Origin of the sequence: Flavobacterium sp. 123, assembly GCF_003634825.1 — a bacterium.
GTDB lineage: Bacteria > Bacteroidota > Bacteroidia > Flavobacteriales > Flavobacteriaceae > Flavobacterium.
Window position 1 is genome coordinate 209,021 of sequence record NZ_RBXD01000001.1, and the last position, 14,957, is coordinate 223,977.

At 33.1% G+C, this 14,957-nt stretch carries 15 protein-coding genes; 13 read left to right on the plus strand and 2 right to left on the minus strand.

The window, feature by feature from the left end; all coding sequences use genetic code 11:
- Nucleotides 1–6 precede the first annotated feature (6 nt).
- Both pyrE and C8C88_RS00975 read left to right on the plus strand, forming a co-directional pair.
- Nucleotides 7–648: an orotate phosphoribosyltransferase gene (gene pyrE, locus C8C88_RS00970; protein WP_121336347.1), complete on the plus strand. Its 642-nt coding sequence runs from the start codon at nucleotides 7–9 to the stop codon at nucleotides 646–648.
- A 33-nt stretch (nucleotides 649–681) separates the two neighbouring features.
- The gene (locus C8C88_RS00975; protein ID WP_121336348.1) at nucleotides 682–1,074 is read left to right on the plus strand and encodes an SRPBCC family protein; all 393 of its coding nucleotides are present in this window, start codon (nucleotides 682–684) and stop codon (nucleotides 1,072–1,074) included.
- A 63-nt stretch (nucleotides 1,075–1,137) separates the two neighbouring features.
- Here C8C88_RS00975 and C8C88_RS00980 read toward each other — a convergent pair whose 3' ends face one another.
- Nucleotides 1,138–1,866, minus strand: coding sequence for a biotin--[acetyl-CoA-carboxylase] ligase (locus tag C8C88_RS00980; protein ID WP_121336349.1), 729 nt, complete (start codon nucleotides 1,864–1,866; stop codon nucleotides 1,138–1,140).
- 97 nt (nucleotides 1,867–1,963) lie between these two features.
- On the opposite strand from C8C88_RS00980, the gene rsfS reads away from it, so the two are divergent.
- The 7 genes from rsfS to C8C88_RS01015 all read left to right on the plus strand — a co-directional run bounded on the left by rsfS (nucleotide 1,964) and on the right by C8C88_RS01015 (nucleotide 7,565).
- Nucleotides 1,964–2,335, plus strand: coding sequence for a ribosome silencing factor (gene rsfS, locus C8C88_RS00985; RefSeq protein ID WP_066078331.1), 372 nt, complete (start codon nucleotides 1,964–1,966; stop codon nucleotides 2,333–2,335).
- Nucleotides 2,336–2,349: 14 nt separating this feature from the next.
- Entirely contained in the window at nucleotides 2,350–4,275 is a 1,926-nt protein-coding gene (gene ftsH, locus C8C88_RS00990; protein ID WP_121336350.1) for an ATP-dependent zinc metalloprotease FtsH, read from the plus strand.
- Nucleotides 4,276–4,388: 113 nt separating this feature from the next.
- Nucleotides 4,389–4,991 carry an LUD domain-containing protein gene (locus tag C8C88_RS00995; RefSeq protein WP_121336351.1) on the plus strand — a complete coding sequence of 201 codons (603 nt, stop codon included), beginning with the start codon at nucleotides 4,389–4,391 and terminating at the stop codon, nucleotides 4,989–4,991.
- A 1-nt stretch (nucleotide 4,992) separates the two neighbouring features.
- Complete coding sequence (locus tag C8C88_RS01000; RefSeq protein WP_121336352.1) at nucleotides 4,993–5,883, plus strand: phosphatidate cytidylyltransferase; 891 nt, start codon at nucleotides 4,993–4,995, stop codon at nucleotides 5,881–5,883.
- Nucleotides 5,873–6,526, plus strand: coding sequence for a phosphatidylserine decarboxylase family protein (locus C8C88_RS01005; RefSeq protein WP_121336353.1), 654 nt, complete (start codon nucleotides 5,873–5,875; stop codon nucleotides 6,524–6,526). The genes C8C88_RS01000 and C8C88_RS01005 overlap by 11 nt, the downstream gene beginning before the upstream one ends.
- Nucleotides 6,526–6,801: an acyl-CoA-binding protein gene (locus C8C88_RS01010; protein WP_121336354.1), complete on the plus strand. Its 276-nt coding sequence runs from the start codon at nucleotides 6,526–6,528 to the stop codon at nucleotides 6,799–6,801. The genes C8C88_RS01005 and C8C88_RS01010 overlap by 1 nt, the downstream gene beginning before the upstream one ends.
- Before the next feature lie 2 nt (nucleotides 6,802–6,803).
- Nucleotides 6,804–7,565: a superoxide dismutase gene (locus C8C88_RS01015; RefSeq protein WP_121336355.1), complete on the plus strand. Its 762-nt coding sequence runs from the start codon at nucleotides 6,804–6,806 to the stop codon at nucleotides 7,563–7,565.
- 57 nt (nucleotides 7,566–7,622) lie between these two features.
- Here the strand turns inward: C8C88_RS01015 and C8C88_RS01020 are convergent, their stop codons facing one another.
- Nucleotides 7,623–9,491 carry an alpha-amylase family glycosyl hydrolase gene (locus C8C88_RS01020; protein ID WP_121336356.1) on the minus strand — a complete coding sequence of 623 codons (1,869 nt, stop codon included), beginning with the start codon at nucleotides 9,489–9,491 and terminating at the stop codon, nucleotides 7,623–7,625.
- Between the two features lie 355 nt (nucleotides 9,492–9,846).
- On the opposite strand from C8C88_RS01020, the gene C8C88_RS01025 reads away from it, so the two are divergent.
- From C8C88_RS01025 to C8C88_RS01040, 4 genes are all read left to right on the plus strand, one after another.
- On the plus strand, nucleotides 9,847–11,397 hold the full coding sequence (locus C8C88_RS01025) for an OstA-like protein (RefSeq protein ID WP_121338520.1): 1,551 nt from the start codon (nucleotides 9,847–9,849) through the stop codon (nucleotides 11,395–11,397).
- A 55-nt stretch (nucleotides 11,398–11,452) separates the two neighbouring features.
- Nucleotides 11,453–12,652 (plus strand): aspartate aminotransferase family protein, encoded by a 1,200-nt coding sequence (locus C8C88_RS01030; protein ID WP_121336357.1) that lies wholly within the window; start codon nucleotides 11,453–11,455, stop codon nucleotides 12,650–12,652.
- Between the two features lie 126 nt (nucleotides 12,653–12,778).
- Nucleotides 12,779–14,176: a tetratricopeptide repeat protein gene (locus tag C8C88_RS01035; RefSeq protein WP_121336358.1), complete on the plus strand. Its 1,398-nt coding sequence runs from the start codon at nucleotides 12,779–12,781 to the stop codon at nucleotides 14,174–14,176.
- Complete coding sequence (locus C8C88_RS01040; protein WP_121336359.1) at nucleotides 14,176–14,925, plus strand: shikimate dehydrogenase; 750 nt, start codon at nucleotides 14,176–14,178, stop codon at nucleotides 14,923–14,925. Before C8C88_RS01035 ends, C8C88_RS01040 begins: the two co-directional genes overlap by 1 nt.
- Nucleotides 14,926–14,957 lie beyond the last annotated feature (32 nt).

Sequence of the window (14,957 nt, forward strand, 5' to 3'; positions counted from 1 at the left end):
TGTATTATGATTTTTAATAAAGATACAGCCGAAAAAACAGCCGAATTGCTTTTGCAAATAAATGCAATTAAATTGAATCCAGGAAATCCTTTTACATGGGCTTCAGGATGGAAATCGCCAATATACTGCGATAATCGATTAATACTCTCATTTCCAGCCATAAGAAATTATGTTCGAGATGAGTTTGCTAAAAACATTGAAAAACAATTTGGAAAACCTGATGTTATTGCTGGTGTAGCCACTGGAGCAATAGGAATTGGAATGCTTGTAGCGGAAAGTTTAGGCCTTCCATTTGTATACGTGCGCCCAGAACCAAAAAAACACGGAAGACAAAACCAAGTTGAAGGTTTCTTGCAAAAAGGACAAAATGTAGTAGTTGTAGAAGATTTAATCAGTACTGGAAACAGCAGTTTACTAGCTGTTGAAGCCTTACACGAGGCTGGAGCCAACGTTAAAGGAATGGCAGCCATATTTACGTATGGTTTTGGAGTAGCTGAAGAAAACTTTAAAAACGCTCATGTTGACTTATATACGTTAAGTAATTACCAAAATTTATTGAATTTGGCTGTAGCCAAAAAATATATTACAGAAGAAGAAGAGCAAACTTTGAGAGAATGGAGTGTTAGCCCATCTACTTGGGGAGTATAAATTTAGATTTATTTCATCATAAATAACACACACATGAACTTAGAAAGCCCTAAAGTTACTGTCGAAAAATCAGCTCAACAATTATTTGATTTATTGAGTGATGTAAAAAATTTCGAGAAATTAATGCCAGAAAACATAGCTAAATTTGAAGTTATTGGTGACGATGCTTTTATTTTTGGATTGAAAGGTATGCCTGAAATAAAACTAAAAATGAAAGAAAAAGTAGCGCCAAACAAAATAGTTTTGGGAGCTGCTAGCGATAAACTTCCATTTACTTTAGTAGCCAATATTGATGCAGTTACCGAGAACTCAAGCGATGTAAAACTTGATTTTGAAGGAGAGTTCAACCCAATGATGGCTATGATGATTAAAGGCCCTATTAGTAAATTTATAGAAACATTAGCCATAAATATGGCAAAATTATAAAATACAGATTTCCAAAACTAAAATGTTTAAGATTTGAGAGCTTCTCAATCTTAAACATTTTTTTTAATATAACATTTGAATTTCTTTAATATCAAATTCAGCTATACGATCATCTTCAAGAAGTATTCGAAGCTTACCAATAGCAGAAACACCTTGAATAATTCCCATAAAGTTTTGATTATTTTGATCTGAAAAAGCCATCGGAATTCCTTTTTTAAATAATCTATTGGTATAATTATCCCAAAAAACAGCTGCTTTTTTATTCCACTCGCTTAACTTTTTCTCTAGATTTTCTACTATTAAGAACAAAAGTTCTTCTTTGTCAAAAAACCTTTCACAAATAACCGCTAAAGAAGATGCTTTGGGCAAATTATCAAAATTAGTTTGGTTCACATTAAGCCCTAATCCTACAACAGAAAGAATAGTTCCATCACTCTTGATACTATTTTCAATAAGAATGCCACCGATTTTTTTATTGTATGACAGAATGTCGTTTGGCCATTTAATGCTTAAATCTGGAATATTTATGGATTCTAACGTTTCAATAACGGCAAGAGAAACCGCAATATTGAGATTAAAAATTAGATTAATATCAAACAAATAATCCTTTATCAAAATACTCATTATTAGATTTTTACCAACCTCAGAAGACCATTCAGAACCCATTTGCCCTTTTCCTTTTGTCTGATTTTCTGCCGTAACAACTGTAAAGTTTTCTAGATCTTGTTTGTTCGACAACGCTTTAAGGAATTCATTTGTGGAATCTATGGCATCGAGTTTGATTAGCTTCATATATATTTTTTTGTGAAACAGAATTTAATATTATGTTAAGGTTCAAAAATAATCACAAAAAATGGTAACTTTACAAACTTATATATAAAAATAATTCATGGCGAAAAAGACTATAAATAATGATGTTCTATTGGCGAATATCATCAAAGGAATCGAGGAAGTAAAAGGAAATGACATTACTATTCTAGATTTAAGAGAAATAGATACTGCAGTTTGCGACTATTTTATCATCTGCAACGGAAATTCAAATACTCAAGTTAACGCCATTGTAAACTCCATACAAAAAACAGTTTCAAAAGAATTAAAAGACAAGCCTTGGCATGTTGAAGGGACAGATAATGCAGAATGGGTACTTATGGATTACGTAAATATTGTAGTTCATGTATTCCAAAAACATATTCGCGAATACTACAACATCGAAAGTCTTTGGGGTGATGCAAAAATCACTACAATCGAAAACAAATACTAAAGAAACACAATCTAATGGCTAAAGATAATAATCCAAATTCGAATAAATTTAAAGTAAGTCCTTGGTTAATTTACACCGCAATTCTGCTTATTTTCTTATTCATAAGCTTTGCGACTGGAGGATCTAGTTTACAAGAACCAGCTCAATTGACTTCTTCAAAATTCAACAATTATTTAGAAAAAGGTCAAATTGAAAAAGTAATTGTTTACAATAAAACGGAAGCCGAAGTCTATTTGACTGCTACTGCACTAAAAGACAAAGCACACGAAAAAGTATCTAAAGATGTTTTTGATAGACCAAATAAAGGGCCGCATTATACCCTTGAAATTGGTAATGATCAGATATTTCAAAATAAATTAGAGAAAGCAGTAAACGAAGGAAAATTAAAAGATTTTAACTTCCTACAAAAAAACAATTGGAGTGATATTCTAATCAGTTTATTGCCTATCATCATCATAATCGCAGTTTGGATTTTCATCATGAGAAAAATGTCTGGCGGTGGAAGTGGCGGTGGCGGACAGATTTTCAACATTGGAAAATCTAAAGCTAAACTTTTTGATGAAAAAACAGATATCAAAACAACTTTCAAAGATGTAGCTGGTTTAGAAGGAGCTAAAGAAGAAATTCAAGAAATTGTTGAATTTCTTAAAAATCCTGAAAAATATACCAATCTAGGAGGTAAAATCCCAAAAGGAGCGCTGCTTGTAGGTCCTCCGGGAACTGGGAAAACATTATTAGCAAAAGCCGTAGCCGGTGAAGCTCAAGTTCCTTTCTTCTCGTTATCAGGTTCTGATTTCGTAGAAATGTTTGTAGGAGTTGGTGCCTCTCGTGTACGTGATTTGTTTAAACAAGCTAAAGAAAAATCACCGGCTATCATTTTTATCGATGAAATTGATGCTGTGGGTAGAGCTAGAGGTAAAAGTAATATGTCAGGTGGAAATGACGAGCGCGAAAACACCTTGAATCAATTACTAACTGAAATGGATGGTTTTGGTACTAATTCAAACGTAATTGTATTAGCTGCAACAAACAGAGCGGATGTTCTTGATAAAGCCTTAATGCGTGCAGGTCGTTTTGACAGACAAATTTTTGTTGACTTACCAGACATTAGAGAGCGTGCAGAAATTTTTAAAGTTCACCTTGCGCCTTTGAAAAAAATTGAAGGTCTTGACACTGACTTTTTAGCCAAACAAACTCCTGGTTTCTCTGGGGCTGATATTGCAAATGTTTGTAATGAAGCAGCTTTAATTGCAGCAAGAAACAACAAAACTGCAGTTGACAAACAAGATTTCTTGGATGCTGTAGACAGAATTGTTGGTGGACTTGAAAAGAAAAATAAAATTGTAACTCCTGAAGAAAAGAAAGCAATTGCTATTCATGAAGCTGGACACGCAACAGTTAGCTGGATGCTAGAACATGCTGCTCCACTAATAAAAGTAACAATTGTTCCAAGAGGACAAAGTCTTGGTGCTGCTTGGTATTTACCAGAAGAACGTTTAATTGTTCGTCCAGACCAAATGCTAGATGAAATGTGTGCTACTATGGGCGGAAGAGCTGCCGAGAAAGTAACTTTCAACAGGATTTCAACTGGTGCTTTAAGTGATTTAGAAAAAGTTACTAAACAAGCAAGAGCAATGGTTACCGTTTACGGATTGAATGAAAAAATAGGTAATGTAACGTATTATGATTCAACTGGTCAAAGCGAATACAGTTTTTCAAAACCGTATTCTGAAGAAACAGCCAAAGTTATAGACGAAGAAATTTCAACACTTATCGAAAGTCAATACCAAAGAGCTATTCAAATTTTAGAAGAAAACAAAGACAAATTAAACCAACTTGCCGATATATTAATCGAAAAAGAAGTTATTTTTAAAGACGATTTAGAAGCTATTTTTGGCAAGAGAGATTTTGATAAAAATCTTGAAGAAGTTGTCTCTTAGAAACCAAAATATTTAATTATTTATAAAATCTTAATTCAAAAATCACTTTTGAATTAAGATTTTTTTATCTTTGAACGTTTTCCAATAACGTATAAAGTAGTTCGACATAAATTATGAGTCTTTTTAAAAAATTTTTTGGTTCTACCAATCCAACCTCGGAAGAGGAAAAAGAAAAAGAATACAACAAGTCCTTTGCTGATATAAATATGTCAATAGATGAGCAATTCATCTATAACTTCAAAAAAAACGGAGGTAAATTTTTATACTGCGAAAATACAGACGAAGTCAAAGAACAGTTTGAAAATATATTAGAAGAAAATGATTGGTTTGAGAGCGAAGTGTTATGCTATGACCCAAAACTCTTTGATATGTTGGATGAAAATAAACTTATTTACAACAAACCTTTACATCCTAAATTTCTTCTTGCTAGTTGTGAGAATTTAATTGCTGAAGAAGGATCTATTTTATTCTCTTCAAAACAAATCAAGCAACACAAACCAAACGAATTACCCGTAAATATTATAGTTTTAGCTACTACAAGTCAAATTCTTGGAGCTAAAAGTGATGGTCTTAGCGCAATCAAAAAGAAATACGAAAGAGATTATCCTACAAATATCACTACGATAAAATATTTTGAAAAAGCAAAAGAAGAAGATTTCACACAATACGGAAGTTCAGCGAAAAATCTTTATTTATTGCTTCTAGAAGATCTTTAAGATGAATGAAACGCTTAAAAGAGGAATTTCTGGTGCTATTTACATTGCACTGCTGTTATCTTCTATCCTATTTTCAACTGAAAGTTTTATAATTCTATTTGGGATTTTTCTAATCATTGCTACTTATGAGTTTTGCAATCTGATTCAGTTGAATAAAATTTTCCCTCTTTTTTTTGTGGCTCTTTTTTACACCTCTATTTCTTTAATAAGTTTTTATAAAACTGAAACTGAAAATTATATTAATAGAATTCAGAATAAAAACATCAAAATAGACTTAGATATTGATCAAGTTAATATTATACTATTAATTATAACATTAATAGTTTCTATAAAATGTATCGTATTCTTATTTGATGATACTGCTCAATCCTTAAGTAAATTATCAAAATATGTCTATTTATTAGGATATATCTTGTTGCCTTTTGTTTTCATCACTAAAATATCATTTGGAATTAATGATTACAATCCAAAAATTATTATTGGATTATTTATTTTGATATGGACTAACGACACCTTTGCCTATTTGGTTGGTAAGTCCATTGGAAAACATAAGTTATTAGAACGAATTTCTCCTAAAAAAACAATTGAAGGATTCATTGGAGGAGTTGTATTTGCAGTCTTCACGGGGTTTTTAATTTCAAAATTATATATTAAAGCAAGTCCTAGTTTTAGCGGAAAATCAATTTTAATTTGGACAAGCATTGCATTAATAGTTGGGATATTTGGAACTATTGGGGACTTAATTGAATCTAAATTTAAACGAATTGCTGGCATAAAAGACAGCGGAAAAATAATGCCTGGACACGGAGGCATTCTAGATCGACTAGATAGTGTTATATTTGTAGCACCAATTGTATATTTATTTTATCAACTTTTACCATATGTTTCATAAAGAAGGGACTCAAAGTATTTTATTTGGCACATTGTTTACTGCCATAGTATTGTTATTAGCTGACAATTTTATTGACACAAACTGGGTCAAAATGGGAATCCAAATTATAACATTGTTATTTTTGATTATCATTTTACAATTTTTCAGAAATCCACAACGAACTTTCACACTTAATGAAAACCAAATCCTTTCTCCTGTAGATGGAAAAGTAGTTGTAATAGAAGAAGTTTTTGAAAGCGAATATTTCAAAGACAATCGTTTACAGGTTTCTATATTCATGTCGCCAATAAATGTTCACGTAACTCGTTATGCACTTGGTGGATTAGTGAAATTTAGCAAATACCACCCTGGTAAGTTCTTAGTGGCTTGGCACCCAAAAGCGAGCGAAGAAAACGAAAGAACAACTGTAGTCATTGAAAATAAAACTTTCGGTGCTGTTTTATACAGACAAATTGCTGGAGCTTTGGCAAGACGAATTGTAAATTACGCTGAAGAAGGAATGCAAGTAATACAAGGAACTGATGCCGGTTTTATAAAATTTGGCTCAAGAGTAGATTTATTTTTGCCTATTGGTACACCTATAAATGTAGTTTTAAATCAAAAAGCTATTGGTGGAAAAACTATTATTGCTACAAAAGCTTAATGATTGAAAAGGATTTAGATACACGATTTGCTGAAGCTGTTGAAATAGCTTCTAAGATGACACAAGCGTCTTTACCACAAGATGTGCAGTTGCGTCTTTATGCCTTTTATAAACAAGCTACTTTTGGAACTGCTAAATACAATCTTTCGGATAATTTTGACTTAAGAAATGCGTTTAAAACTAATGCTTGGATACAAATAAGCCATATTTCTATTGAAGAAGCTAAAGAACAGTATATTGAAATTATAAATTCTCTTGTTGACAAAATAAAATAACCATGAAAAGAATTGTTTTTTTACTACTTTTTACGTCTTTACTTTCTTGTAATAAAAAAAAATATACTGAAGTTGTAGAGGTTCCTTTACCAACTGCACAAGAAAAAGTTTCGGTAGGAATTCCTGATGATGTTAAAGCGGATGACGGCTCCTTTTTATTAGATAAATTGCCGTATAACTATGATGCTTTATCTCCAAATATATCTGCGCTAACTTTAGAGATGCACTATTCTAAGCATTATTTGGCTTACACCAATAATTTGAACAAAGCAATTGCGGGTACTCCATTGGAGAATTTAACTATAGAAGAAGTTTTACATCAATTAGACATAAATGATCCTAATGTAAGAAACAATGCTGGAGGTTTTTACAATCATTCCTTATATTGGAAATGTATGGCTCCAAAAAACGGTGGACAGCCTACTGATTCATTAGCAGAAGCTATTACTCGAGATTTTGGATCTTTTGAAGATTTTAAAACCTTATTCAAAGAAGAAGCTACTAAACAATTTGGCTCTGGATGGACTTGGTTAATTGTAGATCGATCAGGCAAATTACAGGTTACAAATACACAAAATCAAGACAATCCATTAATGAGGAATGCACTTATGCCCGGAACTCCTATTTTAGCTTTAGACGACTGGGAACACGCTTATTATCTTGACTACCAATACAAAAGAAAAAATTATATTGACGCTTTTTTTACTATAATCAATTGGAAGCAAGTTGGCGAAAATTATGATGCAGCTATTAAAACTAAATAATAAAAAAAGGGGAAATATTTATTTCCCCTTTTTTTTATGAATTTATCTTTTAAAGAATTACAACTTATAAATAAATGATTCTGATGGCGCAATTGTAATTTGCACTTTTCCTTCACCATCGATTACTTTTAAGTCCAAACTACTTTTTTTATACAACTGATCTGTAATAGTATAAACTCCATCTTTTAAGTTCCATTTTTGAATAATATCTTTAGGTACTTTCAATTCAAAATGGCTAGTGTGTACTGCCGAAAAATTAGCTACAATTATTAATTTCTCTGTCTCAGACCAACGTACATAGGAATATACTTCTGGGTAATATCCTTCTGTTGCATACCGATTTAAACCATGTATTTCTTGGTAGTTACCCATTAACGCAGGACTTTCCAAAGTAAAATTTAGCAGTCTTTTATAGAAATCACGCAAGTCTTTTTCAGATTGTGACAATTGTCCGCCATCAAATTTACCGCCATTCATCCAGCGTTGGTGATTTGGCACTCCAACATAATCAAAAATAGATGTTCTAGAATGAGTTCCGAAACCTCCATTTTCATTTCCAGCTTCTCCAACTTCCTGACCAAAATAAATCATCGTAGGCGATGTGCTTATAGTGGCAGAAACAACCATTAACGGTTTCCCTTTTTCTGGTGTTCCGGCAAATTCTGGACTAGCTAAACGTTGTTCGTCATGATTATCCAAAAAATGCAACATGTGATGTTCAATATCAGCCATCCCATTTTGAATACTAATAATAGGATCGGTTTGACTTTTTCCTTGAACAATTTCCTTTAATTTATCGTACAATTCTACTTTATCATACAAATAGTCCATTTTTCCTAAACGGATGTAATTTCTATACTCGTTTGGATTATAAACTTCTGCCAATAAAAAAGCATCAGGATTTTTTACTTTAATCGCTGAATTCATGTAGCTCCAAAATTCATACGGCACCATTTCGGCCATATCATATCGGAAACCATCAACCCCTTTTCCTAACCAATATTCTGCTATAGAACGGAATTTTTTCCAAGAATCAGGAACGTCTTTTCCTTTCCAAAAATCAAAATGTTCTTGACACGATTTTGTATCAAAACCAGCTGGAAGTTCTGGAAAATCTTTAGTCCCATCAGGACGAATTCCATAATTTACCTTTACCGTTTCATACCAATCGTTTCGATCTGGTTTTGCTAAACGAGAACCATTCCCTGTCCATTTTGCTGGGAACTCTTCAAATTTACCATCTGTAAGTGGATTACTTTCACCATTTAATGGCTTATCAATATTAGGAACTTCAAAACGAGTATTTGGAATGTAATAAAAATTATTGTCGCGTTTGTATTCAACAGTAACATCATCATCAGCACCAAAATCTCTTACCCCTTTTGGATTGTTTTTACCTTCGTATTTTCGAGCCACATGATTAGGAACAATATCAATAATCACTTTCAATCCCGCCTTGTGTGTTCTTTTTATTAAAGCTTCGAATTCTTTCAATCGATTTGCTGGATTAACTGCTAAATCCGGGTTTACATTGTAATAATCTTTGACTGCATATGGAGAACCTGCTCTACCTTTGACTACATCCGGATCATCATTTGAAATTCCTATAGCTGTATAATCATTAATCAAAGCATGATGAGGAACACCTGTAAACCAAATATGAGAAACTCCTAAGCCTTTTATTTCATTTAATGCCTTATCCGTAAAATCATTAAACTTCCCTACCCCATTTTCTTCAATAGTTCCCCATGGTTTGTTAGTTGTGTTCGTATTACCAAATAATCGGGTAAAAACCTGATATACTACAGCTTTCTTTTCAGAAACAGTCTCTTTATTATTTTCACTCATTTTTAAATCTTTTGTTTTACAAGCTGTAGCCAAAAGCATCATACTTATTCCTGCAACAATAGTTATTTTTTTTATCATACAAAATATTATTTGGGGTAATCTGAATTATTTTACAGATATCCTATTTTTTAGAACATCAATTTATAAAATTAATATTTTTTTTCCACTTCATCGGTATCTACTCACATTAAGAAATCCTAAGCAATTACTACAACGAAAGAGTTCGCTTTTTTGTTGACAACTAAGGCATTCTAAAAAATAAAAAACAATTGCGCTTTACACCTTTATAAATAAATCCTAATATGGATTAGGATTGTATCCTTTTTCATAAATTTGACAAAAATTAAATCCATTGAAGAAATACTTATTTTTCATACATTGTTTCCTTTTGCTAAGCATCAATTTAGTTTTGGCGCAAGCTCCAAAAAAAATCATGGTCGAACATTCGGATTTCGCAGATGTGAATCAAGTTGAAATGCCAGATGCCTTTTTACTTACCGGAAATGTACGTGTTAACCATGACGGAGTGGTCCTTACTTGTAACAAAGCGTATTATTTCCAAAAAGAAAACTACATAAAAGCCTTTGGTAATGTACAATTAGTTCAAGGAGATACGCTGTTTTTAAACAGTAAATACGCCGAATATAATGGTAATGTAAAAAAAGCTTTTGCTACGGGAGATGCCGTTATGAGTTCCCCAGATGCTACTCTAGTTACAGATACTCTAAACTTTGATAGAAATACTCAAGAAGTATATTATAATACTCAAGGAACTATCACAAACAGACAGAATACATTAGCCAGCAAATCAGGCAGGTATTATGTTAGTGAGAAAAAATTCCAGTTTTTGACAGCCGTTACCATTACAAATCCTACCTATGTCATAAAATCAAATCATTTGGATTATTATAGTAATTCAGGACATTCTTATTTATTAGGGCCGTCAACTATTACAAGTAAAGCCAATTATATTTATACCGAAAAAGGGTTTTATGATACCAAAAAAAATCTAGCCCATTTTCTCAATAAATCCTATATAAAATATAACGACCGATTAATAAAAGGCGACAGTTTATACTACGATCGAAATCGGGAATTTGCCTCGGCAAGCAGAAATGTAAAAATAACAGACTCTATTAATCGTGGAATTATTAAAGGTAATTATGCCGAACTATACAAGAAAAAAGATTCTATGTATGTAACCAAAAGAGCTGTGGCCGTAAACTTTGTAGAAAATGATTCGGTTTACATTCATGGCAAAAAATTAATGGTTACTGGAAAAGAAGGCAACCGAATTATACGTGCTTTCAATAATGTCCGATTTTACAAAAAAGACATGAGTGGAAAATGTGATTCTATTTATTCCAGTTCCAAAACCGCTTTGACCAAATTAATTGGAAACCCAATACTTTGGAATGGTGAAAACCAAATCACCGGAGACATTATGCATCTTATAGGAAATAATAGTACTCAAAAACTAGATTCGCTCAAAGTGCTTAACAATACATTTCTAGTCTCAAAAGACACCTTAGGCACGGGCTATAATCAGGTAAAAGGACAAAATCTTTTTGGGAAGTTTGAAGAGGGAAAATTACACGATGTTGATATTATAAAAAACACAGAAGTAATCTATTACATGCGAAATGATGCCAAAGAACTCATTGGTATAAACAAAAATGTAAGCAGCAAAATCAATCTGGTTTTTGATAAAAATGCGGTAGAAACCATTACTTTTTTCAAGCAAGTTGACGGAACGCTTTATCCTGAAAAAGATTTACCAGAAAATGCCCGAAAACTTCGCGGGTTAGTCTGGCGAGGTGAGGAACGAATAAAATCGAAAGATGATATTTTTCCTCCCGAAGAAAACGAAGACAATGAAAAAATTGCGAAACAAAGCAAAGCCGAAAATGCCAAGAAAAATATTCCGATGAAAGTCAGAAAAGAAACCTTGGATTACGATAAAAAGAAAGGAAAGAGTAAGTAATACATAACTATCTTTAGATTAAATAGCTCTCCAACAAACGATTAAACAAAAAACCGTGAACACCGATTTCATAAAATACCAAGCGCAAACCTCACCATATCCTTTAGGTATGGAAGTTTCTCACGCTATAGGTTCTTATATTTACGACACAAACAATAAAAAATATCTAGATTTTGTGGCTGGGGTTTCGGCCTGTTCCCTGGGACATCAACATCCAAGAGTCAACCATGCCATAAAAGAACAATTAGACAAATATTCGCATGTGATGGTTTATGGTGAATATTCACAGAGTCCAGCAGTTGAATATTGCAAACTAATGGCTTCGCTCCTACCAGCTCCGCTTAACAAAACTTATTTAGTCAATTCTGGCACAGAAGCTATTGAAGGCGCCTTAAAACTCGCCCGACGAACAACTGGAAGAAGCCAATTAATATCGTGTCACAATGCCTATCATGGCAATACTATGGGATCCATGAGTGTTATGGGATTTGAAGAACGTAAACAAGTTTTTCGCCCTTTAATTCCTGATGTTGATTTCATTACGTTCAACAACGAAGATGATTTAGAAAAAATAACTACTAAAACAGCTGGAATTATTCTAGAAACCATTCAAGGTGGCGCAGGATTTATTCAGCCAGAAAATGATTTTCTCACAAAAGTACGTCAACGCTGTACTGAAGTAGGCGCTATAATGATTCTAGACGAAATCCAACCGGGTTTTGGACGAACAGGGAAACTTTTTGGATTCCAAAATTATGATGTGGTTCCTGATATTGTCGTTATGGGAAAAGGAATGGGTGGCGGAATGCCAGTAGGTGCTTTCACCGCTTCATCAGCAATGATGGACTTGTTAAGCAACAACCCAAAACTTGGTCATATCACCACTTTTGGTGGACATCCTGTCATTGCGTCAGCCTGTTTGGCGACTTTGCAGGAAATAACTGAGACAAATTTAATGTCAGAAGCACTTGACAAAGAAAAGCTATTCAGAAGCCTTTTGGTACATCCTTTGATAGAAGAAATAAGAGGAAAAGGATTAATGCTTGCCGCAATGACCAAAAGTGCCGATATCACTAACGAAGTGATTTTGAAATGTCAAGACAAAGGATTGATTTTATTCTGGTTACTATTTGAAGGTTGCGCTATCCGTATTACCCCTCCACTAACTATTTCTGATGAAGAAATACGTGAGGGCTGTGCAATAATCCTTGAAGTTATGGACGAAATCCAATTGAAAGTCAACACTAGTAATTAATATATTCTACCTGTCAATTTCTTTTTTCTTTTGTTAATTAAATTGTTCACAACAATTAGAAACTTCCCTCACAACTAGAGAACGATTTCCTAATTTTAATTAGGCCAAATTCAAAATAATTATAGTATGCAATTAAGCAACGAAGAAGAAGATTATAACTTATCGCTGTCTAAATTTGAGTCGATGTTAAAAACTAACAAAGTACTCTTTTTTGACTCCGAGGAATTTGAAGAAATTATCCTTCATTACCTCGACATAGGTAAGGCCGCTTTGGCAAAAAAAGCCCTAAAACTAGCATTAGAACAACATCCAAAATCTACTGGATTGAAATTAGTCCAAGTTGAAATGCTTGTTTACGATGACAAACTTGACGTAGCCGAAAAGCTATTAAACGAATTGTATGCCATTGAACCAACAAACGAAGAAATTTACATTCAAAAAGCGAATATTTACTCTAAAAGAGACCAGCACGAAAAAGCGGTTGAATTACTAAAAATAGCGTTACAATATACAGATGATTATGCTGATGTCTATAATTTAATAGGCATGGAATATCTATTCATGGATAATCTCGAAATGGCAAAAGAAAGCTTTATAAAATGTCTAGAAGAAGATTTTGAAGATCAATCTGCTTTGTACAACGTAGTATACTGCTATGAATTTCTGGATCAAAATCTAGATGCTATCGCCTATTTGAATACCTACATCAACAAAAATCCTTATAGCGAAATTGCTTGGCACCAAATGGGTCGTTTGTACTACGGTGTCAAAGATTATGAAAATGCCATTCGTGCTTTTGACTACGCTACACTTATCGATGATGAATTCCTAGGTGCTTTTATGGAAAAAGCAAAAGCCTTCGAACGCTTGAAAAAATATGAAGAAGCCATTGAAAGTTACAACAGAACTATCGAGTTAGACGACGCTACTTCTTATGCTTTATTACGAATAGGAAAATGCTATGAAAGATTAGGCAACAAAGTTTTAGCGCTTAAATATTTCAACAAAACTGTACACGAAGATCCTCTTTTAGACAAAGGTTGGATTGCAATTACGGATTTCTATGTGCGCCAAAAGAACTTTCAAAAAGCATTATTTTATGTAAATAAAGCCTTAGCGATTGACAATCAAAACCGTTTGTATTGGAAACGTTTTGCGACTATAAACAAACAAATGAACTTTTTTGAAGAAGCGGAATTTGGCTATAGAAAAGCAGTTGAATTTGGTGACTATCAATTAGACACTTGGTTGTTTTGGGTAGATATTTTACAATTTTTAGGCGAATTCGAAAGTGCTATTCAAACGTTGTTACAAGCATCCGAATATTTCCCTGAGGAAAACGAAGTGGAATACCGTTTAGCAGGATTGTATTTTATGATTCAAGAAGATACCAAAGCTAAATTTCATTTAAGTAATGCCATGCGTTTGAATTTTGACAATTATGTGCTTATCGAGGATTTATTTCCTGTGGTTTGGGCTAGAAAAATGGTACAAAATTACATTGCAAAACATAAAAAATTATAATGACTGAAATCGCAAGAAAACGTTTTGGTTTACTCGGCCGCAACATCAATTATTCATTCTCCAGAGGCTATTTTACTGAGAAATTTGAAAAAGAAAAACGAGAAGGATATACCTACGAAAATTTTGACATTCAAGCAATTGAATCCTTTTTAGAGATAATAAAAAACAACGATCACTTGAGCGGAATGAATGTTACCATTCCGTATAAAGAATCCGTAATGCCATTTTTAGATAAATTATCTAAGAAAGCAAGCAAAATTGGAGCTGTAAATACTATTAAATTTACCAAAAAAGGAAAATTAAAAGGCTACAATACGGATTATTATGGTTTCAAAAAATCATTAGAACCCTTGTTAGAACCACATCATAAAAAAGCCCTAATTCTTGGAACTGGTGGCGCTTCAAAGGGTGTAGCTTTTGCGTTAGAAGAATTAGGTATTGCCTATACTTTTGTTTCTCGACAAGCAAGTGAGAATGCACTAGGATACAATCAAATCACGGATTTAGTTTTTGACGAATACCAAATCATCATTAACTCAACTCCTGTGGGAACAAGCCCAAATACGGAAGCTTATCCTGAAATACCATATGAATTTTTCACAAAAAAACATATCGCTTACGACTTGATTTACAATCCTGCAGAAACGCAGTTTTTGAAAAGAGCTAAGAATCAGGGAGCAAAAACCAAAAATGGTTTAGATATGCTCATTTTTCAAGCAGAAAAGGCATGGGAAATTTGGAATAAATAATATCAAGCTTCGCTAAGCTTGGGGACATTGAC